Consider the following 24,277-nt stretch of genomic DNA (forward strand, 5'->3'; position numbering starts at 1 on the left):
GGGGTGTTCAAAGTGCTGCCGATCATCGACTGGGACAACCGTACGGTGTACCAGTATCTGCAAAAGCACGGCCTGAAGTACCATCCACTGTGGGACCAGGGCTACCTCACTGTGGGCGACACCCACACAACCCGTAAATGGGAACCCGGTATGGCGGAAGAAGAGACACGCTTTTTTGGGCTGAAGCGGGAGTGCGGGTTGCACGAAGGGTAATGCTTTTGTTTCGACTGTTTACCCCGAAATGCGATGACCTTTCCGGAATCGGACATACGTTGGTTTGCGGCTGTTGGCGGGGGAAATCTCGGGCGTAGAATGGCGACGGGTGCTTGAGGCTAACTGGCTTCGGGCATTTACCCGGTTCCAGATAGACGAAAGCCCCAGGAGATATTTCTATCAACCCGAGGCCAACGTATGAACATCGCAATTCAGATGTTAGTCTCTTCTTAGCACGGAGGCAAGACATGCTGACAAAGTATGCCGTTGTGGCAATCATAGCGCTGTGTATTACGGCGCTGGGATTCACGCTAATGGTACGCGACTCGCTGTGCGAGTTGAGTATTAAAGAGCGGGGTATGGAGTTTAAAGCTGTTCTCGCTTACGAACCGAAGAAGTAGCGACAACGCGGGGGAAACCCCGCGTTCTGGAGAGTGGACGTTTATCCTCCGGCACCCTGTTACGATTTGCCCGCTTTCGCCAGCTCTTTCACCAGCGGCAGCATCACTTTCACCACGTCGCGTCCGCGATGCTCAATGCGCCCGGGCAGGGTTTTATCGATGTACTGCTGGTTATCCAGCCGGATATCGTGCCAGCTGGTGCCATCCGGAAACGCCTGGGATTTGGCGCGTTGTTGGAAACCATCCTTGTGGCCCAGCGACCAGTTGGTGGCCTCCACCGACAACACCGGGATCCCCGCGTTATCAAACACTTCTGCGTCGTTGCAGCAGCCGGTACCTTTCGGGTAGTTCGGATTAAGGCCTGGGTTGGTCGTCGCCAGAACGCCCCGGCTGCGGGCAATCTGCAGCGCCCGGTCGCGGGTGAGCTTGCGAACAGAGGCTGGCGTGCTTTTACCGCTGTTGAAATAGAGCTTGTCGCCTACCACCAGGTTGTCGAGGTTAATCACCAGCAGCGTATTTTTCTTCTCTTCTGCGCTCATGCGTTTGAGTAAATTCTCCGCCCCGAGCTTTCCTTCTTCTTCGCCGCTGGTGGCGATAAAACGGATGCCATACTGCGTCGGCACGTTTTTCAACCGCTCGGCCAGTTCCAGCATCACGCCAACGCCCATCGCGTTATCGTCAATACCCTGCAGCGTCAGGCCGCCAAGGTTGTTTTCCGTATCGACATCGCTGTGCGGCGCATAGGTATCAAGATGCGCCATCACGATAATCTGCTGCTGCGCCTTCCCTTCATGGGCGGCGATAACTGTACTGCCGGTGACGTTATGCCAGTTTTTGCGATTATTTTTGCTGGTATAGATGTAGCGGCTGTGGAAGGTGCGAATATCGCTCTGGTAGCCCATCTGGCTGAACTGCTGGCGTACATAATCCGCGGACAGCATCTCCGCCGGGCTGCCGGTCATCCGGCCTGGAAAATAGGTGGCGATATAACGGGCTTGCTGGCTGGCGATATCGCCCGCAGGTGGGGGAGCGGCCAGAGCAGAAAATGCGAGACATGCGCCCGACGCCAGTACAACGAGACGGCGGCACAGTGCGGAAAACATAGTGTGTCCTTACATCAGGGCAAAATTATTAACGCTGCTAGTATGAAACTGTGATCGCCACAACACAATTTCAATTCGTCTGAAAGCGGCGGATTTTCACGCATTAAGCACATTTTGAGCTTTGTTTTTTTGACGTGTTATTCCTTTGCGGAACTACTCATTCCATTTCGTCATTTCATTTGCTCTAAGGCGCACCCTATAGTCGCGTTATGACTGATTGTGATGCGTTATTGTGCTATGGACTATCTCCCTCTTTTTACTGCGATTAAAGACCGTCCGGTACTGGTTATCGGCGGGGGTGATGTTGCAGCTCGCAAGATTTCACTGCTGCGCCGCGCCGGGGCGCAGGTGCAGGTTGTTGCCGATGCGCTTAACGCAGAGCTGACAACGCTGTGCGAACAGCAGGAGATTGTCTGGCTGGCGCAGACGTTTGACGAGGCGCAGGTCGACCCGGTGTTTTTAGTGGTCGCCGCGACGGACGACATCGCGCTGAACCAGCGGGTGTTTGCCGCCGCGGATATCAGACAACGTCTGGTTAACGTCGTGGATAACCCGGCGCTGTGCTCGTTCACCTTTCCGGCGATTGTGGACCGTTCCCCGCTGTTGGTGGCCATCTCTTCGGGCAGCACGGCGCCAGTGTTGGCGCGTATTCTGCGTGAAAAAATCGAAGCGTTGCTGCCGACCCATCTTGGCCGCATGGCGCTGGCATCAAGCTACTGGCGTAACCATCTGAAGACGCGGCTAAAGAGCGTTGCTGAACGCCGCCGCTTCTGGGAGCGCGTGTTTAACGGGCGGTTTGCCAGCCTGATGATCGCAGGTAACGATGCGGCGGCGCAGCGGGTGCTGGAAGAGGAAATCGACTGTCCGGAACGCCCTGTCGGCGAGATCGCGCTGGTCGGCGCGGGGCCGGGCGATGCCGGGCTGCTGACGCTGCGCGGCCTGCAGGTTATCCAGCAGGCGGATGTGGTGTTCTATGACCACCTCGTCAGCGAGGCAGTGCGCGAGCTGGTGCGTCGCGATGCGGAGATGATCTGCGTCGGGAAGCGCGCCGGTAGCCACAGCGTACCCCAGCATGAAACCAACCGTTTACTGGTTGAGGCCGCGCGACAGGGGAAAAGCGTGGTGCGGCTTAAGGGCGGCGACCCGTTTATTTTTGGTCGCGGCGGCGAAGAACTACAGGCGGCGGCTGAGGCCGGTATTCCCTTTCAGGTGGTACCGGGCGTGACTGCTGCGGCTGGCGCGACGGCCTATGCCGGGATCCCGCTGACGCACCGTGATTTCGCCCAAAGCGTCACCTTCGTGACCGGACATTACAAGCCTGACAGCACGCCGTTTGACTGGGCTCAGCTGGCCAAAAGCCGCCAGACGCTCGCCATCTATATGGGCACGATGAAGGCGGCGGAGATTAGCCAGCAACTGATTCAACACGGTCGCGACAGCGCCACGCCGGTGGCGGTGATTAGTCGCGGCACCTGTGCCGATCAGCAGGTTATCACCGGCACATTACAACAACTGGAAACTCTGGCGAAAAACGCGCCGATGCCCGCACTGCTGGTGATTGGCGAGGTGGTGCTGCTGCACCACCAGCTGGCCTGGTTTCAACATACCCACGACACGGGGAGCTTTGCCTCTTCTGTGGTGAATCTGGCTTAAGGAAGGGTTATGGACCAAAAACGACTCACTCATTTGCGGCAACTGGAGGCGGAAAGCATCCACATTATCCGTGAAGTCGCCGCCGAGTTTTCCAACCCGGTGATGATGTATTCCATCGGCAAGGACTCAAGCGTCATGCTGCATCTGGCGCGAAAGGCGTTTTACCCGGGCACGCTGCCGTTCCCGTTGTTGCATGTGGATACCGGCTGGAAATTCCGCGAGATGTATGCGTTTCGCGACCGCACGGCGAAGGCCTATGGCTGCGAGCTGCTGGTGCATAAAAACCCGGAAGGGGTGGAGATGGGCATTAACCCGTTCGTGCATGGCAGCGCTAAGCATACCGACATCATGAAAACCGAAGGGCTGAAGCAGGCGCTGAACAAATACGGTTTTGATGCGGCGTTCGGCGGCGCCCGTCGCGATGAGGAGAAATCTCGCGCCAAAGAGCGCATTTACTCCTTCCGCGACCGTTTCCACCGCTGGGACCCGAAAAACCAGCGCCCGGAGTTGTGGCACAACTACAACGGCCAGATCAACAAGGGCGAAAGCATCCGCGTGTTCCCGCTCTCTAACTGGACCGAGCTGGATATCTGGCAATACATCTATTTAGAAAATATCGACATCGTCCCGCTGTATCTGGCCGCTGAGCGTCCGGTGCTTGAGCGTGACGGGATGTTGATGATGGTTGATGACGATCGTATTGATCTCGAACCTGGCGAAGTGATTAAAAAGCGAAGAGTTCGTTTCCGTACGCTTGGCTGCTGGCCGCTGACCGGCGCCGTAGAGTCAAATGCGCAGACGCTGCCGGAGATTATCGAAGAGATGCTGGTGTCGACCACTAGCGAGCGCCAGGGGCGGGTTATTGACCGCGATCAGGCAGGCTCGATGGAGCTGAAAAAACGTCAGGGGTATTTCTAAGGAGCCGCTATGAACACGACGATTGCACAACAGATTGCCGATGAAGGCGGCGTAGAGGCTTACCTCCACGCGCAACAGCACAAAAGCCTGCTGCGTTTTTTAACCTGCGGCAGCGTGGATGACGGGAAAAGCACCCTGATTGGCCGTCTGCTGCACGATACCCGGCAGATCTACGAAGATCAGCTCTCGTCGCTGCACAACGACAGCAAGCGTCACGGCACTCAAGGGGAGAAACTCGATCTGGCCCTGCTGGTGGACGGCCTGCAGGCCGAGCGTGAGCAGGGCATCACTATTGACGTGGCGTATCGCTATTTCTCGACCGAAAAGCGCAAGTTTATTATCGCCGATACCCCGGGGCATGAGCAGTACACCCGTAATATGGCAACCGGCGCTTCAACCTGCGAACTGGCTATCCTGCTGATTGACGCCCGCAAAGGCGTGCTCGATCAAACCCGCCGCCACAGCTTTATCTCCACGCTGCTGGGGATTAAGCACCTGGTGGTCGCCATTAATAAGATGGACCTGGTGGGCTACAGCGAAGAGATGTTTTCAGAAATTCGCGATGCTTATCTGACCTTTGCGGAACAGCTGCCGGGCGAGCTTGATATTCGCTTTGTGCCGCTGTCGGCGCTGGAGGGGGATAACGTCGCCAGACAGAGCGAAACGATGCCGTGGTACAGCGGCCCGACGCTGCTGGAGGTGCTGGAAAGCGTTGAGATTCAGCGTGTGGTAGAGCAGCAGCCGGTGCGTTTCCCGGTGCAGTACGTCAACCGTCCTAACCTCGATTTTCGCGGCTATGCGGGGACGTTAGCCTCCGGGACTGTGCAGGTCGGCCAGCGGGTAAAAGTGCTGCCGTCCGGTGTTGAGTCGGCTATTGCCCGTATCGTCACATTTGACGGCGACCTGCCGCAGGCGAGCGCCGGAGAAGCGATTACCCTGGTGTTGAAAGATGAAATCGACATCAGCCGCGGCGACCTGCTGGTCGATGCCGCGGATGCCCTGCCCGCGGTGCAAAGCGCCAGCGTGGACGTCGTGTGGATGGCCGAGCAGCCGCTACAGCCGGGGCAGAGTTACGAAATCAAAATTGCCGGTAAAAAGACCCGCGCCCGGGTAGACGGTATTGCGCATCAGGTCGACATCAACAACCTGACCCGCCATGAGGTGGCGAGCCTGCCGCTGAACGGTATCGGGCGGGTGGAGCTGACCTTTGATGAACCGCTGGTGCTGGATAAATACCCGCATAACCCGGTGACGGGCGGCTTAATTTTTATCGATCGCCTGAGCAACGTGACGGTGGGTGCCGGCATGGTTCACGAGCCGCAGACGGCGAAACCGCTGCAGGTGTCCGGGGATCACAGCGCGTTTGAGCTGGAGCTGAATGCGCTGGTACGCAAACACTTTCCGCACTGGAACGCCCGCGACTTGCTGGGTAACCGCTAATGGCGCAGCATGACGAAAACGTTGTCTGGCACGACCATGCGGTAACGCAGCTGGAGCGTGAGCAGCTTCACGGGCATCGCGGTGTGGTGCTGTGGTTTACCGGACTGTCCGGCTCCGGTAAATCCACCGTGGCCGGGGCGCTGGAAACGGCGCTCCACGCGCATGGCGTCAGCACCTACCTGCTGGATGGCGATAACGTGCGCCACGGCCTGTGTCGCGACCTTGGCTTTAGCGATGCCGACCGGAAGGAAAATATCCGTCGGGTGGGGGAGACGGCCCGGCTGATGGTGGATGCCGGGTTGGTGGTATTGACCGCGTTTATCTCTCCCCATCGTGCGGAGCGCCAGATGGTGCGCGAGCAGGTCGGGGAGGGGCGCTTTTTCGAGGTGTTTGTCGATACGCCGTTGGCGGTTTGTGAAACGCGCGATCCGAAGGGGCTGTATAAAAAAGCCCGCGCCGGAGAACTTAAAAATTTCACAGGCATAGATTCGGTTTATGAGACACCAGAAAAACCCGAAATTCATCTGGATGGTGAACAATTGGTAACAAATTTGGTTAACCAATTATTAGACCTGATGAGACAGGGAGATATTATCAGATCCTGAGACAGTGCCAGGTCACGCTGGCCGGTCAGCACACAGGATTTGATATGCGCAATACCCAGAACATTAGCATAACCCCATCGGAGCCCATGACGCTGGAGGCCGAAGAGACGACCTGGTCCTTCTCCGGCGCCGTCGTGGGTTTCGTCGCATGGCTGCTGGCGCTGGGTATCCCTGTTCTGTTCTATGGCAGCAACACGCTGTTCTTTTTTCTCTATACCTGGCCCTTCTTTCTGGCGCTGCTGCCGGTGTCGGTGGTTATCGGCATTGCGCTGCATTCGCTCGTCAATGGTAAGCTCATCTATAGCGTTCTGGCGACGTTTCTGACGGTGACGGCGCTGTTCGCCCTGCTGTTTTTATGGCTGCTGGGCTGAAGGTCTCGCGCAGTTGCAACAGAATGCAATGAGACGTACGACTCTGCGGGTAAAATGTGGTACATTCCCCGCGATAGCGGCATCGTCCGCGGCCCGTGTAGAGTAGCCGGGCAAGTTATGGGATGATGATGCCGTTTTTCAGGGGGCAGGATGGGTAAACTAACGCTGCTATTACTGGCTTTACTGGTCTGGCTGCAGTACTCGCTGTGGTTTGGCAAGAATGGTCTTCATGACTACAGCCGGGTCAGTGATGACGTGGCCTCACAGCAGGCAACTAACGCCAAACTCAAAGCGCGTAACGATCAGCTTTTCGCCGAAATCGACGATCTCAACGGCGGCCAGGAAGCTATCGAAGAGCGCGCACGCAATGAACTCAGCATGACCCGCCCGGGCGAGACGTTCTACCGTCTGGTGCCGGATGCGTCTAAGCGCAATCAGGGTTCGGGGCAAAATAACCGATAAACAGGCCCAGGATTTACGATATGGCAGCAACTTTTCCGGGCGTTTGCGCCGTGGTGCCGGCCGCCGGATTTGGCCGTCGCATGCAGACCGAGTGCCCGAAACAATATCTCTCAATCGGTAACAAAACGATTCTCGAACATGCGGTGGCGGCATTGCTCGCTCACCCGCGTGTTCAGCGGGTCATTATCGCCGTAAGCCCAGGCGACAGCCGCTTTTCGCAACTGCCGCTGGCAGGTCATCCTCAAATTACCGTCGTCGACGGCGGCGCTGAGCGCGCGGACTCCGTGCTGGCAGGCTTGCGTGCGGCAGGCGATGCGCCGTGGGTGCTGGTGCACGACGCCGCGCGTCCATGCCTGCATCGCGACGATCTTGAACGCCTGTTGATGCTCAGCGAAACCAGCCGTGTCGGCGGTATTCTGGCGGCGCCGGTCCGTGACACCATGAAGCGCGCGGAGCCTGGGAAAACGGCGATTGCGCATACGGTCGACAGAAACGACCTCTGGCACGCCCTGACGCCGCAGTTTTTCCCGCGTGAATTGCTCTTTGACTGCTTAACCCGCGCGCTTGATGAGGGCGCGACCATCACCGATGAAGCCTCGGCGCTGGAATATTGTGGGTTCCATCCCGAGCTGGTCGCCGGCCGCGCTGATAATATTAAAGTGACACGTCCGGAAGACCTGCAGCTTGCAGAATTTTACCTTACCCGTAGCGGACTTCAGGAGAAGGCGTAATGCGAATTGGACACGGTTTTGACGTACATGCGTTTGGCGGCGTTGGCCCTATTATCATCGGCGGCGTTCGCATTCCTTACGAAAAAGGCCTGCTGGCGCACTCCGACGGCGATGTGGCGCTGCACGCCCTGACCGACGCGCTGTTGGGCGCGGCGGCGCTCGGCGACATCGGCAAACTCTTTCCGGACACCGATCCGGCGTTTAAAGGCGCCGACAGCCGCGCGCTGCTGCGCGAAGCCTGGCGCCGGATTCAGGCTAAAGGCTATCAGCTTGGCAATGTCGACATCACGATCATTGCCCAGGCGCCGAAAATGTTGCCGCATATTCCGCAGATGCGGGTTTTTATTGCCGAAGATCTCGGCTGCCATATGGATGATGTCAACGTGAAAGCGACCACCACGGAAAAGCTTGGCTTTACCGGGCGCGGCGAAGGTATTGCCTGCGAAGCGGTCGCGTTGCTGCATAAGGCACAACCATGATGATGTTTGACCAACTGACTTACCTGCACGGTAAGCCGCAGGGGCTGGGGCAGCTTAAGGCCAGCCCGGAAGATTTTCTGGTGGTGGAAGATTTAGGATTTGCCCCCGACGGCGAAGGCGAGCACCTGCTGGTGCGCATTCTCAAAAACGGCTGCAATACCCGTTTTGTCGCCGATGCGCTGGCGAAATTCCTGAAGATTCACGCCCGCGAGGTGAGCTTCGCCGGGCAGAAAGATAAGCACGCCGTCACCGAGCAGTGGCTGTGCGCGCGTCTGCCGGGCAAAGAGATGCCGGACATGCGCCAGTTCCAGCTTGAAGGCTGCCAGGTGCTTGAATATGCGCGCCATAAGCGCAAACTCCGTCTCGGGGCGCTGAAGGGTAACCAGTTCACTCTCGTTTTGCGGGAAGTGACCCATCGTGATGATGTGGATCAACGCCTGCAGGCGATAGCGGATCAGGGCGTGCCGAACTACTTCGGCGCGCAGCGTTTCGGCATCGGCGGCAGCAACCTGCTGGGCGCGCTGCGCTGGGCGCAGAGCGATGCGCCGGTGCGCGATCGCAATAAACGCAGTTTTTGGTTGTCGGCGGCACGCAGCGCGTTGTTTAATCAACTGGTCAGCGCGCGTTTAAAAAAAACAGACTTTAATCAAGTTGTTGACGGCGATGCGCTACAATTAGCGGGGCGCGGCAGCTGGTTCGTGGCGACGGACGACGAGATGTCCGAACTTCAGACCCGCGTTGACGCGCGCGAGTTAATGGTTACCGCCGCGCTGCCGGGCAGCGGCGACTGGGGAACCCAGCGCGCGGCGCTGGCGTTTGAGCAGGAAACCCTTGCGGATCAGGGCGAGTTACAGTCGCTGCTGGTGCGTGAGAAGGTTGAGGCGGCGCGCCGGGCGATGCTGCTGTATCCGCAACAACTTTGCTGGAACTGGTGGGATGACGTAACGGTAGAACTACGTTTCTGGCTGCCGGCGGGCAGTTTTGCCACCAGTGTGGTAAGGGAACTTATCAACACAACAGGTGATTATGCGAATATTGCTGAGTAACGATGACGGGATCCATGCGCCAGGTATTCAGACGCTGGCGAAAGCCTTGCGGGAGTTTGCCGAGGTACAGGTTGTCGCTCCCGATCGTAACCGCAGCGGTGCGTCGAACTCGCTGACGCTGGAGTCTTCGCTTCGCACCTTCACGTTTGAAAACGGCGATATCGCTGTGCAGATGGGAACCCCGACGGACTGCGTCTATCTGGGCGTCAACGCGCTGATGCGCCCGCGCCCGGATATCGTCGTCTCAGGGATCAACGCAGGCCCCAATTTGGGCGATGACGTTATCTACTCGGGAACCGTTGCCGCGGCAATGGAAGGCCGTCATCTGGGTTTTCCAGCCCTTGCCGTTTCGCTTAATGGCTATACGCACTATGACACTGCCGCCGCCGTTACCTGCGATATTCTGCGCGCATTGTCCCGCGAGCCGCTGCGTACCGGACGCATACTTAACATCAACGTACCCGATCTTCCGCTTTCGGAGATCAAAGGCATTCGCGTGACTCGCTGCGGCAGCCGCCATCCGGCCGATCAGGTTATCCCGCAGCAGGATCCGCGCGGCAATACCCTGTACTGGATTGGTCCTCCGGGCGAAAAATTCGACGCCGGGCCGGATACCGATTTTGCCGCCGTCGAAGAGGGGTATGTTTCGGTAACGCCGCTGCATGTGGACTTAACCGCGCATAACGCCCATGGGGTCGTGGCGGGGTGGTTGGATCGCGTGGGAGTTAACGCGAAATGGTAAGTAAACGCGTACAAAGTCTTCTCAATCAACTCCGTAACCAGGGCATTCTTAACGAACATGTCCTGGAGGCGATTGCCGAAGTTCCGCGGGAAAAATTTGTTGATGAAGCCTTTGAACACAAAGCATGGGAAAACGTCGCGCTGCCGATAGGCCAGGGCCAGACGATTTCACAGCCTTATATGGTGGCCCGGATGACCGAGCTGCTGGAGTTAACGCCGGAGTCCCGGGTGCTGGAAATCGGCACCGGGTCGGGTTATCAGACGGCGATACTGGCGCATCTGGTACACCATGTTTGTTCCGTCGAACGCATCAAAAGCCTGCAATGGCAGGCACGTCGGCGTCTCAAACAGCTGGATTTGCATAATGTTTCAACCCGTCATGGCGATGGTTGGCAGGGATGGCAGGCAAGAGCGCCATTTGATGCCATTATTGTCACGGCGGCGCCGCCGGAAATTCCGCAGGCGCTGATGTCGCAGCTTGCGGAAGGCGGCATTCTTGTTTTACCCGTGGGAGACGAGCAGCAGGTTTTGCAGCGCATTCGTCGGCGGGGGAGCGAGTTTATTATTGATACCGTAGAGGCCGTTCGCTTTGTGCCGTTGGTCAGAGGCGAACTGGCGTAATACAGGAGTTTTCCTGTTTATTTCAACGCGAGTGATGGCGTAGGGTGTGCGCATTTGAAATATGCCTGAGCCGACGCGTTGCGCGGTAATTACGTCATTGGCAGTTAACACATTCCTGGGGGATAAATGAGCGCGGGAAGCCCGAAATTCACCGTAAGCCGTGTTGCGGCAGCATCACTGATTTCACTTTGGCTGGCAGGATGTTCAAATTCCAGTAATCCACCGGCGCCGGTCAGCTCCATAGGGGGGGCGCCGTCATCCAGTACGGATTCCGGTATGCTGATCACGCCGCCGCCTAAAATGGGCTCGACCGCGCAGCCTGCGCCGCAGATTCAGTCGGCGCAGCAGCCGCAAATTCAGCCTGCACGCCCGCAGGCGGCGGACACGCCGTTGCAGACCGTCAATGGTCATATCGTTTATAACCGTAAGTATGGCGATATCCCGAAAGGCAGCTATACGGGCGGTAGCACCTACACCGTGAAGCGCGGCGACACGCTTTTCTATATTGCATGGGTGACCGGTAATGATTTCCGCGACCTGGCGCAGCGCAATAATATTGCTGAACCTTATTCTCTGAACGTCGGTCAAACCTTACAGGTCGGTAACGCCTCAGGGCAGCCCATTACCGGAAATAACCCGGTGGCGCAGGCCAGCAGCAGTTCCGCGGTGTTAGTCGCAAAACCTGCACAAAATTCCTCCGCAGTGGTTGCGTCTCAACCAACAATTACGTATTCTGAGGATTCAGGTGAACAAAGTGCTAACAAAATGTTGCCTAACAACAAGCCTGCGACCCCGGTCACAGCGCCTGTTACAGCACCCGTTGCAAGCACAACCCAACCGACTGCAAGCAGTACGTCTACCAGTTCGCCGATCTCCTCATGGCGCTGGCCGACTGACGGCAAAATTATCGAGAACTTTAGCGGAGCCGATGGCGGCAATAAAGGCATCGATATCGCAGGCAGTAAAGGACAGGCTATCGTCGCGACCGCAGATGGGCGCGTCGTCTATGCCGGTAACGCACTGCGCGGTTACGGTAATCTTATTATCATCAAACACAACGATGATTACCTGAGCGCCTACGCCCATAACGACACAATGCTGGTCCGGGAACAACAAGAAGTTAAGGCGGGGCAAAAAATCGCTACCATGGGTAGCTCCGGAACCAGTTCAACACGCTTACATTTTGAAATTCGTTACAAGGGGAAATCCGTCAACCCGCTGCAGTACTTGCCGCAGCGATAATTTGGCGAAACATGCTTAAGGTGTGTTTCGTCCAGGGATCACGGGTAGGAGCCACCTTATGAGTCAGAATACGCTGAAAGTTCATGAATTAAATGAAGACGCGGAATTTGATGAGAACGGAATAGAGGCTTTCGACGAGAAGGCCTTGAGTGAAGAGGAACCCAGTGATAACGACCTGGCTGAGGAAGAGCTGTTATCTCAGGGTGCCACACAGCGTGTGCTGGATGCGACTCAGCTTTACCTTGGGGAGATTGGTTACTCCCCATTGTTAACGGCCGAAGAAGAAGTTTATTTTGCACGCCGTGCACTGCGTGGTGACGTAGCCTCAAGACGCCGGATGATTGAAAGTAACCTGCGTCTGGTGGTGAAAATTGCCCGTCGTTACAGCAATCGTGGTCTGGCGCTGCTGGATCTGATTGAAGAGGGCAACCTGGGGCTCATCCGCGCCGTCGAGAAGTTCGATCCGGAACGTGGGTTCCGTTTCTCAACATATGCAACCTGGTGGATTCGCCAGACGATTGAACGGGCTATCATGAACCAAACCCGTACGATTCGCCTGCCTATCCACATTGTCAAAGAGCTCAACGTTTATCTGCGTACCGCGCGCGAGTTGTCCCATAAGTTGGACCATGAGCCGAGCGCAGAAGAGATAGCCGAGCAACTGGACAAACCGGTTGATGACGTCAGCCGTATGCTGCGTCTCAACGAACGCATCACCTCAGTCGACACCCCGCTGGGTGGCGATTCTGAAAAAGCGCTGCTGGATATCCTGGCCGATGAAAAAGACAACGGTCCGGAAGACACCACGCAGGACGATGATATGAAACAGAGCATCGTCAAATGGCTGTTCGAACTGAACGCCAAACAGCGTGAAGTGCTGGCGCGCCGTTTCGGTCTGCTGGGGTATGAAGCGGCAACGCTTGAGGATGTCGGCCGTGAAATTGGCCTGACTCGTGAACGCGTTCGCCAGATTCAGGTTGAAGGTCTGCGTCGCCTGCGTGAAATCCTGCAGGGGCAAGGGCTGAATATTGAAGCGCTGTTCCGCGAATAACCTTATTTTTGTCAAAAGGGCCAGTTGAGAGACTGGCCTTTTTCTTTATCTGCGCAGCATTTTCTGAATACGCTTTTGTTGCCACTTCTCTATCAACCCGCCAAAAATGAAAACCCGCAGGCCGCGGAGAACCAGCAGGGTGCCCCAGATACCGGCGACCCAGAACGACCAATGGCCGTCAGGCGAGGTGGTGCGATTAATGATGTACAGAAAAATGCAGACCACAATAGCTGTCAGCGCCGAACGGTAAAACCGTCCCTCCTGGGCGACTTTCGTACGTGCCTGCACAATACGTTCATCCAGCGCTTCGCCGCCTGACGAACGGTCATTGGTGAGATCGGATACGCTGATTTCAAATACGGCCGCCAGCGCGCTTAAGGTTTCGAGGCTTGCCTGCTCGCCGTTTTCAATACGCTGTACCGTGCGGGTACTCAGTCCGGCCATTTCAGCCAACTGTTCCTGAGACCAGGCGCGGGCAAGGCGATACTCTCTGAATGTGTTGCTCATATCGGTATCTCCGGGAGAGTGGGGTGTCGCAGGAAAGTATTGCCCAAATGTATCGACAGCGACACGATCTCCCCACGACAGCAGCACGACACGGTGACGACAGCCCGGAATACGGGGGTCTACGGCGCCATCATCTTACGGATCAATTCCGTAAACTGCGCCCGTTCCCGATCGCTTAAGCGGCCCAAAAACGCCTCATCGACTCCGTTGCCAATCGGAATACTGGTGTCGAGCAACGCTTCACCCTGTGGGGTTAACCGGACAAAACGCCGACGCTTATCCGCCGGGTCCTGCTCTCTCGCTACCAGACCCCGGGTCTCCATACGGCTCAGCATCTCCGCCAGCGTCGCTTTGGTGCTGACGGCGACCTCTGTTAAGGCGACCTGCTCAATACCCGGATTTTCGGCGATTGCGCGCAGCACGGCATACTGCGGCTTGGTCAGTTCCGGCAGTTCATGTTGCCAGCGCGCCGTATGCTGCTGGAAAAGCTGTCGTAACAAATGAAACGTTTCTTGCCTTAGTTCCATGACTACTCCGCAGTGAAAACTCCCCTCTATGATAACCGTTAATGCTTCAATGGTGAGTGATTTACCCGATCGTGCACGAACAATGTTGTGAGTTTAGGTTATCGGGTGTACTTTCTTTGAATGCGTTCGTGTACGAACAAAATAATGCACAGGAGAAAGAACATGGTGTTTGACGATTTGCGAAGCTTCCTTGCGGCGCTTGAAGAGCAGGGACAATTGCTGAGAATCAGCGAAGAGGTGAATGCGGAGCCGGATCTTGCCGCCGCCGCCAATGCGACAGGGCGAATTGGCGATGGCGCGCCTGCGCTGTGGTTTGACAACATTCGCGGCTTTATCGATGCCCGCGTGGCGATGAATACCATCGGCTCATGGCAAAACCACGCGATTTCTCTGGGCTTGGCGCCAAATACGCCAGTGAAAAAACAGATAGATGAGTTTATTCGCCGCTGGGACAACTTCCCCGTCGCGCCGCAACGCCGCGCCAGCCCGCCCTGGGCTGAAAACAGCGTGGATGGCGAGGCGATAAACCTCTTCGATCTGCTGCCGCTGTTTCGTCTCAACGATGGCGATGGCGGTTTCTATCTTGATAAAGCCTGCGTCGTTTCCCGCGACCCGCGTGATCCCGACCATTTCGGCAAACAGAACGTCGGTATCTATCGCATGGAGGTCAAGGGGAAACGCAAACTTGGCCTGCAACCGGTGCCGATGCACGATATCGCGCTGCATCTGCACAAAGCGGAAGAGCGCGGCGAGGATCTGCCGGTTGCGATTACGCTGGGCAACGACCCGATTATCACGCTGATGGGGGCCACGCCGCTAAAGTACGATCAATCGGAATATGAAATGGCCGGGGCGCTGCGCGAAAGCCCGTATCCGATAGCCACGGCGCCGCTCACCGGGTTTGACGTTCCCTGGGGCTCTGAAGTGATTATTGAAGGGGTGATTGAAAGCCGCATACGCGAAATCGAAGGGCCGTTTGGCGAGTTTACCGGGCACTATTCCGGCGGGCGTAATATGACGGTAGTGCGTATCGATAAAGTCTCGTACCGTACAAAACCGATTTTCGAATCTCTCTATCTTGGGATGCCGTGGACAGAAATTGATTACCTGATGGGACCGGCAACCTGCGTGCCGCTGTACCAACAGCTGAAAGCGGAATTCCCGGAAGTGCAGGCGGTCAACGCCATGTATACCCATGGCCTGCTCGCCATTATTTCCACGAAAAAGCGCTACGGCGGCTTTGCCCGCGCGGTGGGATTACGGGCGATGACCACGCCGCACGGGCTGGGCTACGTCAAGATGGTGATCATGGTGGATGAGGATGTCGACCCGTTCAACCTGCCGCAGGTGATGTGGGCGCTGTCATCGAAAGTGAACCCGGCGGGGGATCTGGTGCAACTGCCCAATATGTCAGTGCTGGAGCTTGATCCTGGCTCAAGCCCGGCGGGGATCACCGACAAACTTATTATTGACGCTACCACGCCGGTTGCACCTGATAACCGCGGCCATTACAGCCAGCCGGTGCAGGATCTTCCGGAAACCAAAGCCTGGGCTGAGAAATTAACCGCCATGCTGGCCGCACGTAAGTAAGGAGAACATGATGATTTGTCCACGTTGTGCTGATGAACGGATTGAGGTGATGGCGACATCGCCGGTGAAAGGGGTCTGGACGGTCTATCAGTGCCAGCATTGTCTGTATACCTGGCGTGATACCGAGCCGCTGCGCCGCACCAGCCGCGAACATTATCCGCAGGCGTTTCGTATGACGCAGAAAGATATTGATGAGGCGCCGCAGGTGCCGACGATCCCGCCGCTGCTGTAACCCTGTAGGCCCGGTAAGCGTTAGCGCCACCGGGCATTGTAGCGTTAAACCAGACTCTTCAGACGATAAACCCACTCCAGCGCCTGGCGCGGGGTCAACGAATCCGGATCGAGATTTTCCAGCGCTTCCAGGGCCGGAGAGGTTTCTTCGGCGGGCGTCAGCAGCGACATTTGCGTGCCGTCTATCTGAGTGGCGGCGGCATTGGGCGATAGGCTTTCCAGCTCGCGCAGTTTCTGCCGCGCCCGCTTGATGACCTCTTTCGGGACGCCCGCCAGCGCCGCCACGGCAAGCCCGTAGCTTTTGCTGGCCGCACCGTCCTGCACGCTGTGCATAAAGGCGATGGTGTCGCCGTGCTCCAGCGCGTCGAGATGCACGTTGGCCACGCCTTCCATTTTTTCCGGTAGCTGCGTCAGCTCAAAGTAGTGGGTGGCGAACAGCGTCAGCGCCTTGATGCGGTTGGCCAGGTTTTCCGCACAGGCCCATGCCAGCGACAGGCCGTCGTAGGTCGAGGTGCCGCGGCCGATTTCGTCCATCAGCACCAGGCTGTTTTCGGTCGCGTTGTGCAGGATATTCGCCGTTTCGGTCATTTCCACCATAAAGGTCGAGCGGCCGCTGGCCAGATCATCCGCCGCGCCGACGCGGGTGAAGATGCGATCGACAGGACCAATCTCTACCTTCTGCGCCGGGACATAGCTGCCGATATAGGCCAGCAGCGCGATAAGCGCAGTCTGGCGCATATAGGTACTTTTACCGCCCATATTCGGCCCGGTGATGATCAGCATCCGGCGCTGCGGCGAGAGGCTTAGCGGGTTGGCGATAAACGGCTCGTTCAGCACCTGCTCGACCACCGGATGGCGGCCTTCCACAATGCGGATACCGGGTTTATCGCTAAATACCGGGCAGCTGTAGTTGAGGGTGTACGCCCGCTCGGCAAGGTTAACCAGCACGTCAAGCTCCGCCAGCGCCGCAGCGCTTTGCTGCAGTTCAGCAAGATGCGGCAGCAGCAGGTCGAACAGCTCGTCGTAGAGCTGCTTTTCCAGCGCCAGCGCTTTCCCTTTCGAGGTCAGCACTTTGTCTTCGTACTCTTTGAGCTCCGGAATAATGTAGCGTTCGGCGTTTTTCAGCGTCTGGCGGCGCACGTAGTGAATCGGCGCCATATGGCTCTGACCGCGGCTTATCTGGATGTAATAGCCGTGCACGGCGTTATAGCCGACCTTCAGGGTATCCAGCCCCAGACGCTCGCGCTCGCGGATTTCCAGGCGGTCGAGGTAGTCTGTCGCGCCGTCGGCAAGGGCGCGCCACTCGTCGAGCTCTGCGTTATAGCCAGGGGCAATGACGCCGCCGTCGCGCACCAGCACCGGCGGTGTATCAATGATGGCCCGCTCCAGCAGCTCGCGTAGTTCGGTAAACTCGCCCATTTTTTCGCGCAGCGCCTGCACCGGCGCGCTGTTGACGCCTGCCAGCAACTCCCGCAGTTCCGGCAATTGCTGGAACGCGTGACGCATCCGGGCGAGATCGCGCGGACGGGCGGTGCGCAGCGCCAACCGCGCGAGTATACGTTCGAGGTCGCCGACCTGACGCAGTACCGGTTGCAGCAGACAGCCGCTGTCCTGTAGCGCGCCAATGGTCTGTTGGCGGTCGAGCAACACAGCGGTATCGCGAACCGGCATGTGCAGCCAGCGCTTAAGCATGCGGCTGCCCATCGGGGTGACGGTGCAGTCCAGCACTGAGGCCAGGGTATTATCCACCCCGCCAGCCAGATTTTGGGTGATCTCCAGGTTACGGCGGGTCGCCGCATCCATGATGATGCTGTCCTGCTGTCGCTCCATGGTGATAGAGCGAATATGCGGTAGCGCCGTACGCTGGGTGTCTTTTACGTATTGCAGCAGACAGCCCGCCGCGCACAGCCCGCGCGGGGCGTTTTCGACGCCAAAACCGACCAGGTCGCGGGTGCCGAACTGCAGGTTCAACTGCTGGCGCGCGGTGTCGATTTCAAACTCCCATAGCGGGCGGCGGCGCAGGCCGCGACGGCCTTCAATCAGCGCCAGCTCGGCGAAGTCTTCGGCATACAGCAGCTCGGCCGGGTTGGTACGCTGCAGTTCGGCGGCCATGGTGTCTCGGTCCGCCGGTTCGCTCAGGCGAAAGCGTCCGGAACTGATATCCAGCGTCGCGTAGCCGTAGCCTTTGCTGTCCTGCCAGATGGCGGCGAGCAGGTTGTCCTGGCGCTCCTGCAGCAGCGCTTCATCGCTGATGGTGCCTGGCGTAACAATACGCACCACTTTGCGCTCTACCGGGCCTTTGCTGGTGGCCGGGTCGCCAATTTGTTCGCAAATAGCCACCGACTCGCCCTGGTTCACCAGCTTCGCCAGGTAGTTTTCGACCGCGTGATGAGGCACTCCCGCCATCGGAATAGGCTCGCCCGCCGAGGCGCCGCGTTTGGTCAGCGAAATATCAAGCAGCTGCGATGCGCGTTTCGCATCGTCATAGAACAGCTCGTAGAAGTCCCCCATCCGGTAAAACAGCAGGATTTCCGGATGCTGGGCTTTTAGCTTCAGATACTGCTGCATCATCGGCGTGTGGGCGTCGAAACTCTCTAGTGTACTCATCGATTTGTGATATCCGTTTTCTTTAAATATTAATGAGTTAGTGATTTTTATCGTTTTTATCTGGTATCACGTTAGCTCATTGAATCTCATGAAATTCTACAGGTTAGTACCGCGAGACAGGCAGCACTCTGGCCATGGCCTGGAAAACGTCGCCACATGCCGCGCAACCCAGACCCAGTACTTAATGGTATGCAGGTAGCATGATAACGGAGTCTGTATGGCAGGAAAACAAGAAGGGGAGAATGTCATTATCGAAAGATAGGGTTTGCTGACAATTTTCGTTATACCGGTTTGTTTTCGCTATTGAAATTCAATTTAACGCTATACTTTTATAACTCACCACCTGAGTCTGTTTTTATGCTAATAATCAATAGGTTGCTTGTGGTGAGAGCGTCTTTTTTAGCAGGCCGGAAAGGGGCCGCCTGCGTTAACTACAGCTATCAGTTCTGACCCAGGAAGGATTCATGATGAAGAAACCCGTACTTTTCTGCGCGCTATTGCTGAGTTTCAACTGCCCGGCAAGCACCGACGAACTTCCTGCCTGGAATGATACACCGGTAAAACAGGCTATCGAAAAATGGGTACAGGAGACCACTCGTGACGGGAGCCCGGATTTTATTCCGCTGAATAAGCGCTATGTGGTTTTCGATAATGACGGCACCCTCTGGCCGGAGGCGCCGCTGACGTTCCAGCTACAGTTTGCGGTGGATGAAATCAAACGGATGGCGCCTGAACACCCGGAATGGCAGAAAGACCCGCTGATTGCCGCCGTGTTGCGTGATGACTTCAGGGCCGTGGCCGCGTCCGGCGAGAAAGGCTTGCTCAGTCTGGTGGCGCTGACGCACAGCGGGATGACGACTGACGACTTTGCCGCGCGCGTTCGCGACTGGCTTGCGACGCACAAGGATAAACGAACCGGGTGCCGGTACGATAGTCTGGGCTATCAGCCGATGCGCCAGCTTCTCGATTACCTGCGGGCTAATGGATTTAAAACCTGGATTATCTCCGGCGGCGGTATCGATTTTATGCGGGTGATGTCGGACAACATGTACGGCATTCCGCCGGAGCAGGTGGTCGGATCGTTCTCACTGAGCGACTACTCGCTCGGCGAAAAAGGCGTTGAATTGCAAAAAACCATGAAAGGGGCGTTCAACGATGATGGCGCGTCGAAGCCGGTCGCCATTCATCTGTTTATGGGCCAGCGTCCGGTCGCCGCTTTTGGCAATAGCGACGGCGACCTCGCGATGCTGCAATACGCCACCGGCAACCCTGACGCCAAAACGTTTGGCTTGTTGGTGCATCACACGGATGCGGCGCGGGAATATGCCTATGACAGCCACCCGACGGCCAGCGGCAAGCTTGTTGAAGGATTGTCCCTGGCGCAGCAAAAAGGGTGGGTGGTGGTGGACATGAAACAGGACTGGAAAACCGTGTTTGATCCCGCCCTTTGCACAGCGCCATAAAGAGACAGGCCACTGTAGTTGTGACCTGTTGCGAGGTTATTTGAGCATCGCGGCGATCTTTTCGAGAGTGGGTTTTACCGTCGCGTAAAAATGCTGAAAGCCAGGACACAAATAGTTGAGGCCCTCTTCACCATCGGGGGCTCTGACTATCCGGTTTTTCGGGCACTCACCCCAGCATAAATTCAGGTGCGGACAGCGTTTACAGTAATCAGGCAGGGTCTCTTTCTTACCCATTCCGAAGGTTTTCTGTCGTTCGGAAAAGACCATATGCGAAAGCTTATGGGCACGGATGTTGCCGAGCTTATACTCCGGATACACGTAGTGATCGCAGGAGTAAACATCACCATTTTTCTCTATCGCCAGCGCTTTACCGCAAAACGGCGCAGTGATGCACAGCTGCGACGGTAGCCCCATCGTTTGCACCACGGCGGTTTCAAACAGATTCACCTGAACCCGCCCCAGATCGTGCGTCACCCATTCATCAAAGGCTTCCGTCAGGAATGTGCCCCAGTCATCAGGATCGACGGACCAGTCGGTGACAATCGAGTCCAGGTCGCCAGGTTTCGCCCGACGACTGCCGGTCAGCGGGATGGTGTCTTCCTGCCAGAACTGGGGGGCGGTGGTTTTAAAGTCAACGGGTTCAACGCAGGGCGTAAACTGGATGTAGGTAGCGCCGACGGTTCGGGTCAGAAAGCGGTAGACCTCGCGAGGAAAGCGGGCATTGATGCGGTTTACCACCACCAGGGTATTAAATGGCACGCCGTGACGTTTTAACGTCTCAATGGCCTGCATCACCTTCGAAAAGGTGGGTTTCCCGCTGCGGGTGACGCGAAAACGGTCATGCATTTCTTCTGGGCCGTCGATTGAAATGCCGACCAGAAAACGGTGCTCTTTCAAAAAGGCTGCCCACTGATCGTTGAGTAAAATGCCGTTGGTCTGCAGGTCGTTTTCAATACGCTGGTGTTTGGGCTGATATTTCTGCTGCAGGGCAACGACTTTTTTAAAAAACGCCAGCCCCATCAGCGTGGGTTCGCCACCCTGCCACGAGAAGATGATCTCTTCGCCGTCCTGGCTTTGAATATACTGACGGATAAAGTTTTCCAGCACCTCATCGCTCATGCCTTTATCCCGGTCCTGGTGCAGTAGCTGTTCTTTATGCAGATAAAAGCAGTAGTTGCAGTCCAGATTGCAGGTCGAGCCGGAGGGTTTGGCCATCACGTGGTAGCGACGTTTATAGGCGGGCAGATATTTCCCCTGATTTTGTAACGGCGTCAGCGGGATTGTGGTGCTCTTTTTCATTGGCGACATCCTGCATCATTCATTGCGCGCGCGAAAAATGCGGCCCGGACAGTGAACTGCCGGGCCGTTTTCTTATTTTAATTACCGGTAGGCATACTTAACTGGAAGCCTTTTTGTTCAAGCTGGTCCCGAACATTTTTAAAGCGCTCATATTGCGACAGCGTAATCGGGCCGCTATAGGCCTCACTTTGCGGTTTGCGTGGCGGATACTTCACATAGCTTTGCATCAGTTCTTTGATAGCCTCGTTAAAGGTCACCAGCGTCCAGGTATGCTCGGTATAGTTGTTCATGAAGATATCGTAACGCTCCTGCGGATCCTGCCAGAGGTCGAAAATCTGCGGTACAGTGGCGACATAGGAAGACGGGCCTTTCCAGCCGAGGTTAGTGTCTACCGCCAGTCCACCCGTTTGGGCGCCATCGTCGCCGCGCAGGTTGAAGACCGCTTTATAGTGGCCTACACGAACGGCTCCTGGGGTCAGTTCATCTTCGGTGAAGTAGAACCAGGACGTCCGGGGATCCTTCCCTGTACCAAACAGCACCGGAGAGATGTCGTAGCTGTCGAAGACAATCGGCTGTCCGGCGCGGTCTTTTTCCGGCAGTTTTATCCCGGCGACTGACGCAAATGTCGCCATCAGATCAAGGCCGCCGACGATATCGTGGTTACGGGTGTGATCCTTGATTTTCCCTGGCCACCAGGCGATGGCCGGTACGCGCGTACCGCCTTCGCGATCGGTGCCTTTGGTGCCGCGAAACGGCGTATAACCGGCATCAGGATAGACGTCCTGCCATGCGCCGTTGTCCGTCGTCCAGACGACCAGCGTGTTTTTATCCAGTCCCAGCTCGCGCAGCTTATCCATGATGCGGCCAACGCGAGCATCCATCTCCACCATCGAATCGGCGTATTTGCTCTTCGACATCGACTTGCCGATATAGTCAGGGTCCGGCATGTTGGGCTGATGGTTCTTCATGAAGTTGATGCTCATAAAGAACGGCTCTGAGGATTTGGCGTTAGCATCCAGGAAGTCGACAGAGGCCTTCTCGACGTAGCGGTCAAAGAACGGGATACCCACTACGCCCTCTTTACCATCGACCTCTGGCGTATTGACATACTGGCCGTTGATTTTGAACTCTTCCTTCGGCGTTTCTCCTGCTTTACCGGACAGCGCGCCGCGGGTCACTTTGGCAAACATTTCGCGCAGCTTCGGATCCATATCCGGGAACCAGGTCGGGTCTGCATAGGTGTAAGCGTTCAGATGGTACAGGCCGACATACTTCATTTCGTCATAGCCCTGGGCGTTGGGCAGGGCATAGTCCGCCTCGCCTAAATGCCATTTACCGGTAAAGAAGGTTTTGTAGCCGCCGGTTTTGAGTACCGAGGCCAGCGTCCACTCTTCTTTAGGCAGACCGCCGCCCTGGCTCTGGAAGGCCACCGTGGTCATGCCGCTGCGGTTGGGGATGCGTCCGGTCTGCATCGCCGCGCGCCCTGGCGTACTGCTGGGCTGTCCATAGAAATCAAAAAAAGTCATCCCCTCATCAGCCATACGGTCAAGGTTTGGCGTCGGCATACCTCGCCCTTCGCCGCCGCCGTAGACGCCCAGATCGCCATAGCCTGTGTCGTCAGAGACAATCAGAATGATGTTAGGCTTCTTTGCGCCAGCGTCCGGCTGTGTACCTGTCTGGTCGGCGGAGTGCACAACGCCTGCCGGCATAAGCGAGCCTGCGGCAAACGCAAGCACGCCTATTCCCTTGTACGTATTCTTCATACTCAACTCCTTCGTTGTCGTATTCGTCAGGGGGCATTCTTTTTTGGGGGGGATTTACGCGGGGGGCAGACGCATAATGCCTGCTGGCACAGTGCAATTCGCCGCCCCTTTTTGGGTAAAGCACTGTCAAGTGAAGTACATAAAGGTAAAAAACTCCAGTGGCGGCGCGTCACCGGAGCGTGGTGAAGGCATTATTAAGAATATTTACCGTCGCGTATGATTTCAGTGTCCTGCGTTCAACGTTCGCCATTCACGCGGGTATCTGGGCGCAGGATGCGTTACTCCGCCACCGGACTTAAGATAAGCCTGCCCCAGGCGACGGAAACGGCGACCGGTGTACCGGTGGGAAAACCGGCCTCCTGCAGCCAGTCGCCGCTCAGCACCAGGCTCGGGTGGCGGCTTATTCTGCGGGTGCGCAGGGTTTTTGGGTCCTGATGACGTTTTCTGACATAGCTTACGGTGACCTGACGGGATGTTTTGCTCACTCCCTGATGATGCTCAGACTGCATATCTTTTTCTCCCTTGCCGTTGCATGCTGATAATATGAGTGCTGTATATAAACACAGTGAAATGATACGGCAAGCGTGCTTTTTGTCTATGGAGGGTAGCGTCCGCTTTCGGACTGAATTCGACCCTCGTCGCTGGAGGGGATATCAATAAACGTGTATTATTTATGCAACTTATTGGTCTGGATATCGTGATGACAGGAACACGCATTCTTCGGGAAAAGCTGACGATCCGTCGAATGATCGCACTCTATGTGCGCCAGTGCCCGCAAGCTTCCGCCGAGGAGGGGCATTATCAGGCATTAAACGCTTATGCTGACAAACGGCTGGATAAGTGCGTCTTTGGCGAGGAGAAACCCGCCTGCAAACAGTGTCCGGTTCACTGTTACCAACCGGCAAAACGCGAAGAGATGAAGCAGATTATGCGCTGGGCCGGGCCGCGAATGTTGTGGCGGCACCCCATTCTGACGATTCGTCATCTGATTGACGATCGGCGGCCGGTGCCGGTGCTGCCGGAAAAATATCGTCCGAAAAAATGACCCGCCCGCCGCGCTGGCAGCAGTTTACGCCAGCATGTCTTTGTCGATGCCCAGGCGCTTCATTCGCGAAAGCAGGGTGGTGCGCTTGAGACCCAGACGTTGCGCGGCGCCTTTCGGTCCGGCGACCACGCCGTTGGTCTCTTTCAACACCCGCAGAATTTGCTGCGC

At 56.8% G+C, this 24,277-nt stretch carries 28 protein-coding genes; 19 read left to right on the top strand and 9 right to left on the bottom strand.

The annotated features are described in order from the left end of the window. A partial coding sequence (locus JO226_RS00400; RefSeq protein WP_293471678.1) for a phosphoadenosine phosphosulfate reductase family protein occupies positions 1 to 213 on the top strand: 213 nt, incomplete at its 5' end. Positions 214 to 461: 248 nt separating this feature from the next. Then, positions 462 to 614, top strand: a complete 153-nt coding sequence (locus JO226_RS00405; RefSeq protein WP_293471680.1) for a Hok/Gef family protein — start codon at positions 462 to 464, stop codon at positions 612 to 614. Between the two features lie 59 nt (positions 615 to 673). Here the strand turns inward: JO226_RS00405 and JO226_RS00410 are convergent, their stop codons facing one another. Beyond that, entirely contained in the window at positions 674 to 1,717 is a 1,044-nt protein-coding gene (locus JO226_RS00410; protein ID WP_293471682.1) for an aminopeptidase, read from the bottom strand. Positions 1,718 to 1,954: 237 nt separating this feature from the next. Between JO226_RS00410 and cysG the strand changes: the two genes are divergently transcribed. The 11 genes from cysG (at position 1,955) to JO226_RS00465 (ending at position 10,784) form a co-directional block, all read left to right on the top strand. After that, positions 1,955 to 3,370 (top strand): siroheme synthase CysG, encoded by a 1,416-nt coding sequence (cysG, locus tag JO226_RS00415; RefSeq protein ID WP_293471684.1) that lies wholly within the window; start codon positions 1,955 to 1,957, stop codon positions 3,368 to 3,370. A 9-nt stretch (positions 3,371 to 3,379) separates the two neighbouring features. After that, complete coding sequence (cysD, locus tag JO226_RS00420; protein WP_293471686.1) at positions 3,380 to 4,288, top strand: sulfate adenylyltransferase subunit CysD; 909 nt, start codon at positions 3,380 to 3,382, stop codon at positions 4,286 to 4,288. Positions 4,289 to 4,297: 9 nt separating this feature from the next. Next, positions 4,298 to 5,728, top strand: coding sequence for a sulfate adenylyltransferase subunit CysN (cysN, locus tag JO226_RS00425; protein ID WP_293471688.1), 1,431 nt, complete (start codon positions 4,298 to 4,300; stop codon positions 5,726 to 5,728). Further along, positions 5,728 to 6,333, top strand: coding sequence for an adenylyl-sulfate kinase (gene cysC, locus JO226_RS00430; RefSeq protein WP_293471690.1), 606 nt, complete (start codon positions 5,728 to 5,730; stop codon positions 6,331 to 6,333). The genes cysN and cysC overlap by 1 nt, the downstream gene beginning before the upstream one ends. 44 nt (positions 6,334 to 6,377) lie before the next feature. After that, a complete protein-coding gene (locus tag JO226_RS00435; protein WP_293471692.1) occupies positions 6,378 to 6,704 on the top strand; it encodes a DUF3561 family protein in 327 nt (108 codons plus the stop codon). A gap of 150 nt (positions 6,705 to 6,854) precedes the next feature. Continuing rightward, positions 6,855 to 7,166: a cell division protein FtsB gene (ftsB, locus tag JO226_RS00440; protein ID WP_013364976.1), complete on the top strand. Its 312-nt coding sequence runs from the start codon at positions 6,855 to 6,857 to the stop codon at positions 7,164 to 7,166. Positions 7,167 to 7,186: 20 nt separating this feature from the next. Further along, entirely contained in the window at positions 7,187 to 7,897 is a 711-nt protein-coding gene (ispD, locus tag JO226_RS00445) for a 2-C-methyl-D-erythritol 4-phosphate cytidylyltransferase (protein ID WP_293471695.1), read from the top strand. After that, positions 7,897 to 8,376, top strand: coding sequence for a 2-C-methyl-D-erythritol 2,4-cyclodiphosphate synthase (ispF, locus tag JO226_RS00450; RefSeq protein WP_293471697.1), 480 nt, complete (start codon positions 7,897 to 7,899; stop codon positions 8,374 to 8,376). Before ispD ends, ispF begins: the two co-directional genes overlap by 1 nt. Further along, a complete protein-coding gene (gene truD, locus JO226_RS00455; protein ID WP_293471699.1) occupies positions 8,373 to 9,422 on the top strand; it encodes a tRNA pseudouridine(13) synthase TruD in 1,050 nt (349 codons plus the stop codon). Before ispF ends, truD begins: the two co-directional genes overlap by 4 nt. Beyond that, a complete protein-coding gene (surE, locus tag JO226_RS00460) occupies positions 9,403 to 10,164 on the top strand; it encodes a 5'/3'-nucleotidase SurE (protein WP_293471701.1) in 762 nt (253 codons plus the stop codon). The genes truD and surE overlap by 20 nt, the downstream gene beginning before the upstream one ends. Then, positions 10,158 to 10,784, top strand: coding sequence for a protein-L-isoaspartate(D-aspartate) O-methyltransferase (locus tag JO226_RS00465; protein ID WP_293471703.1), 627 nt, complete (start codon positions 10,158 to 10,160; stop codon positions 10,782 to 10,784). Before surE ends, JO226_RS00465 begins: the two co-directional genes overlap by 7 nt. A 104-nt stretch (positions 10,785 to 10,888) precedes the next feature. On the opposite strand, the gene JO226_RS00470 is transcribed toward JO226_RS00465, so the two are convergent. Next, positions 10,889 to 11,026 carry a peptidase gene (locus JO226_RS00470; protein ID WP_293471705.1) on the bottom strand — a complete coding sequence of 46 codons (138 nt, stop codon included), beginning with the start codon at positions 11,024 to 11,026 and terminating at the stop codon, positions 10,889 to 10,891. Here JO226_RS00470 and nlpD point away from each other — a divergent pair. Together nlpD and rpoS are read left to right on the top strand one after the other, a co-directional pair. Next, entirely contained in the window at positions 10,965 to 12,026 is a 1,062-nt protein-coding gene (gene nlpD / locus JO226_RS00475; RefSeq protein ID WP_293471718.1) for a murein hydrolase activator NlpD, read from the top strand. The genes JO226_RS00470 and nlpD overlap by 62 nt on opposite strands. A 58-nt stretch (positions 12,027 to 12,084) precedes the next feature. Beyond that, positions 12,085 to 13,077 carry an RNA polymerase sigma factor RpoS gene (gene rpoS / locus JO226_RS00480; RefSeq protein ID WP_293471706.1) on the top strand — a complete coding sequence of 331 codons (993 nt, stop codon included), beginning with the start codon at positions 12,085 to 12,087 and terminating at the stop codon, positions 13,075 to 13,077. Positions 13,078 to 13,122: 45 nt separating this feature from the next. On the opposite strand, the gene JO226_RS00485 is transcribed toward rpoS, so the two are convergent. Together JO226_RS00485 and JO226_RS00490 are read right to left on the bottom strand one after the other, a co-directional pair. Then, positions 13,123 to 13,584: a 2TM domain-containing protein gene (locus JO226_RS00485; RefSeq protein WP_293471707.1), complete on the bottom strand. Its 462-nt coding sequence runs from the start codon at positions 13,582 to 13,584 to the stop codon at positions 13,123 to 13,125. A 119-nt stretch (positions 13,585 to 13,703) separates the two neighbouring features. Then, on the bottom strand, positions 13,704 to 14,111 hold the full coding sequence (locus JO226_RS00490; protein ID WP_293471708.1) for a MarR family winged helix-turn-helix transcriptional regulator: 408 nt from the start codon (positions 14,109 to 14,111) through the stop codon (positions 13,704 to 13,706). A gap of 162 nt (positions 14,112 to 14,273) precedes the next feature. Here JO226_RS00490 and JO226_RS00495 point away from each other — a divergent pair, with 162 nt between their 5' ends. Beyond that, positions 14,274 to 15,701 (top strand): non-oxidative hydroxyarylic acid decarboxylases subunit C, encoded by a 1,428-nt coding sequence (locus JO226_RS00495; protein ID WP_293471709.1) that lies wholly within the window; start codon positions 14,274 to 14,276, stop codon positions 15,699 to 15,701. Between the two features lie 10 nt (positions 15,702 to 15,711). After that, positions 15,712 to 15,933, top strand: coding sequence for a non-oxidative hydroxyarylic acid decarboxylases subunit D (locus JO226_RS00500; protein ID WP_293471720.1), 222 nt, complete (start codon positions 15,712 to 15,714; stop codon positions 15,931 to 15,933). 44 nt (positions 15,934 to 15,977) lie between these two features. Here JO226_RS00500 and mutS read toward each other — a convergent pair whose 3' ends face one another. Then, complete coding sequence (gene mutS, locus JO226_RS00505; RefSeq protein ID WP_293471711.1) at positions 15,978 to 18,539, bottom strand: DNA mismatch repair protein MutS; 2,562 nt, start codon at positions 18,537 to 18,539, stop codon at positions 15,978 to 15,980. A 467-nt stretch (positions 18,540 to 19,006) separates the two neighbouring features. Here mutS and JO226_RS00510 point away from each other — a divergent pair, with 467 nt between their 5' ends. Beyond that, a complete protein-coding gene (locus tag JO226_RS00510; protein WP_293471722.1) occupies positions 19,007 to 20,002 on the top strand; it encodes an HAD family hydrolase in 996 nt (331 codons plus the stop codon). Between the two features lie 36 nt (positions 20,003 to 20,038). On the opposite strand, the gene JO226_RS00515 is transcribed toward JO226_RS00510, so the two are convergent. From JO226_RS00515 to JO226_RS00525, 3 genes are all read right to left on the bottom strand, one after another. Beyond that, the gene (locus tag JO226_RS00515) at positions 20,039 to 21,301 is read right to left on the bottom strand and encodes an anaerobic sulfatase maturase (RefSeq protein ID WP_293471712.1); all 1,263 of its coding nucleotides are present in this window, start codon (positions 21,299 to 21,301) and stop codon (positions 20,039 to 20,041) included. A 77-nt stretch (positions 21,302 to 21,378) separates the two neighbouring features. Continuing rightward, complete coding sequence (locus JO226_RS00520; protein WP_293471714.1) at positions 21,379 to 23,064, bottom strand: arylsulfatase; 1,686 nt, start codon at positions 23,062 to 23,064, stop codon at positions 21,379 to 21,381. A 278-nt stretch (positions 23,065 to 23,342) separates the two neighbouring features. Then, the gene (locus tag JO226_RS00525; protein WP_293471716.1) at positions 23,343 to 23,573 is read right to left on the bottom strand and encodes a SymE family type I addiction module toxin; all 231 of its coding nucleotides are present in this window, start codon (positions 23,571 to 23,573) and stop codon (positions 23,343 to 23,345) included. 191 nt (positions 23,574 to 23,764) lie between these two features. Here JO226_RS00525 and JO226_RS00530 point away from each other — a divergent pair, with 191 nt between their 5' ends. After that, positions 23,765 to 24,109 (top strand): nitrous oxide-stimulated promoter family protein, encoded by a 345-nt coding sequence (locus JO226_RS00530; protein ID WP_293471723.1) that lies wholly within the window; start codon positions 23,765 to 23,767, stop codon positions 24,107 to 24,109. A gap of 24 nt (positions 24,110 to 24,133) precedes the next feature. On the opposite strand, the gene JO226_RS00535 is transcribed toward JO226_RS00530, so the two are convergent. Next, on the bottom strand, positions 24,134 to 24,277 hold a 144-nt coding region (locus tag JO226_RS00535; protein ID WP_293471724.1), incomplete at its 5' end, for a hypothetical protein.

The organism is Pluralibacter sp., assembly GCF_019237635.1.
Lineage (GTDB): Bacteria > Pseudomonadota > Gammaproteobacteria > Enterobacterales > Enterobacteriaceae > Enterobacter_B.

Coding starts and splice junctions, on each gene's coding strand:
- JO226_RS00530 (WP_293471723.1), top strand. CDS start 23,765: ATGACAGGAACACGCATTCTTCGGGAAAAGCTGACGATCCGTCGAATG.
- JO226_RS00490 (WP_293471708.1), bottom strand. CDS start 14,111: ATGGAACTAAGGCAAGAAACGTTTCATTTGTTACGACAGCTTTTCCAG.
- JO226_RS00525 (WP_293471716.1), bottom strand. CDS start 23,573: ATGCAGTCTGAGCATCATCAGGGAGTGAGCAAAACATCCCGTCAGGTC.
- ftsB (WP_013364976.1), top strand. CDS start 6,855: ATGGGTAAACTAACGCTGCTATTACTGGCTTTACTGGTCTGGCTGCAG.
- rpoS (WP_293471706.1), top strand. CDS start 12,085: ATGAGTCAGAATACGCTGAAAGTTCATGAATTAAATGAAGACGCGGAA.
- truD (WP_293471699.1), top strand. CDS start 8,373: ATGATGATGTTTGACCAACTGACTTACCTGCACGGTAAGCCGCAGGGG.
- JO226_RS00435 (WP_293471692.1), top strand. CDS start 6,378: ATGCGCAATACCCAGAACATTAGCATAACCCCATCGGAGCCCATGACG.
- JO226_RS00470 (WP_293471705.1), bottom strand. CDS start 11,026: ATGGAGCTGACCGGCGCCGGTGGATTACTGGAATTTGAACATCCTGCC.
- JO226_RS00520 (WP_293471714.1), bottom strand. CDS start 23,064: ATGAAGAATACGTACAAGGGAATAGGCGTGCTTGCGTTTGCCGCAGGC.
- JO226_RS00510 (WP_293471722.1), top strand. CDS start 19,007: ATGAAGAAACCCGTACTTTTCTGCGCGCTATTGCTGAGTTTCAACTGC.
- JO226_RS00485 (WP_293471707.1), bottom strand. CDS start 13,584: ATGAGCAACACATTCAGAGAGTATCGCCTTGCCCGCGCCTGGTCTCAG.
- JO226_RS00495 (WP_293471709.1), top strand. CDS start 14,274: ATGGTGTTTGACGATTTGCGAAGCTTCCTTGCGGCGCTTGAAGAGCAG.
- cysG (WP_293471684.1), top strand. CDS start 1,955: ATGGACTATCTCCCTCTTTTTACTGCGATTAAAGACCGTCCGGTACTG.
- JO226_RS00410 (WP_293471682.1), bottom strand. CDS start 1,717: ATGTTTTCCGCACTGTGCCGCCGTCTCGTTGTACTGGCGTCGGGCGCA.
- mutS (WP_293471711.1), bottom strand. CDS start 18,539: ATGAGTACACTAGAGAGTTTCGACGCCCACACGCCGATGATGCAGCAG.
- cysN (WP_293471688.1), top strand. CDS start 4,298: ATGAACACGACGATTGCACAACAGATTGCCGATGAAGGCGGCGTAGAG.
- cysC (WP_293471690.1), top strand. CDS start 5,728: ATGGCGCAGCATGACGAAAACGTTGTCTGGCACGACCATGCGGTAACG.
- surE (WP_293471701.1), top strand. CDS start 9,403: ATGCGAATATTGCTGAGTAACGATGACGGGATCCATGCGCCAGGTATT.
- JO226_RS00515 (WP_293471712.1), bottom strand. CDS start 21,301: ATGAAAAAGAGCACCACAATCCCGCTGACGCCGTTACAAAATCAGGGG.
- JO226_RS00500 (WP_293471720.1), top strand. CDS start 15,712: ATGATTTGTCCACGTTGTGCTGATGAACGGATTGAGGTGATGGCGACA.
- ispD (WP_293471695.1), top strand. CDS start 7,187: ATGGCAGCAACTTTTCCGGGCGTTTGCGCCGTGGTGCCGGCCGCCGGA.
- JO226_RS00405 (WP_293471680.1), top strand. CDS start 462: ATGCTGACAAAGTATGCCGTTGTGGCAATCATAGCGCTGTGTATTACG.
- ispF (WP_293471697.1), top strand. CDS start 7,897: ATGCGAATTGGACACGGTTTTGACGTACATGCGTTTGGCGGCGTTGGC.
- JO226_RS00465 (WP_293471703.1), top strand. CDS start 10,158: ATGGTAAGTAAACGCGTACAAAGTCTTCTCAATCAACTCCGTAACCAG.
- cysD (WP_293471686.1), top strand. CDS start 3,380: ATGGACCAAAAACGACTCACTCATTTGCGGCAACTGGAGGCGGAAAGC.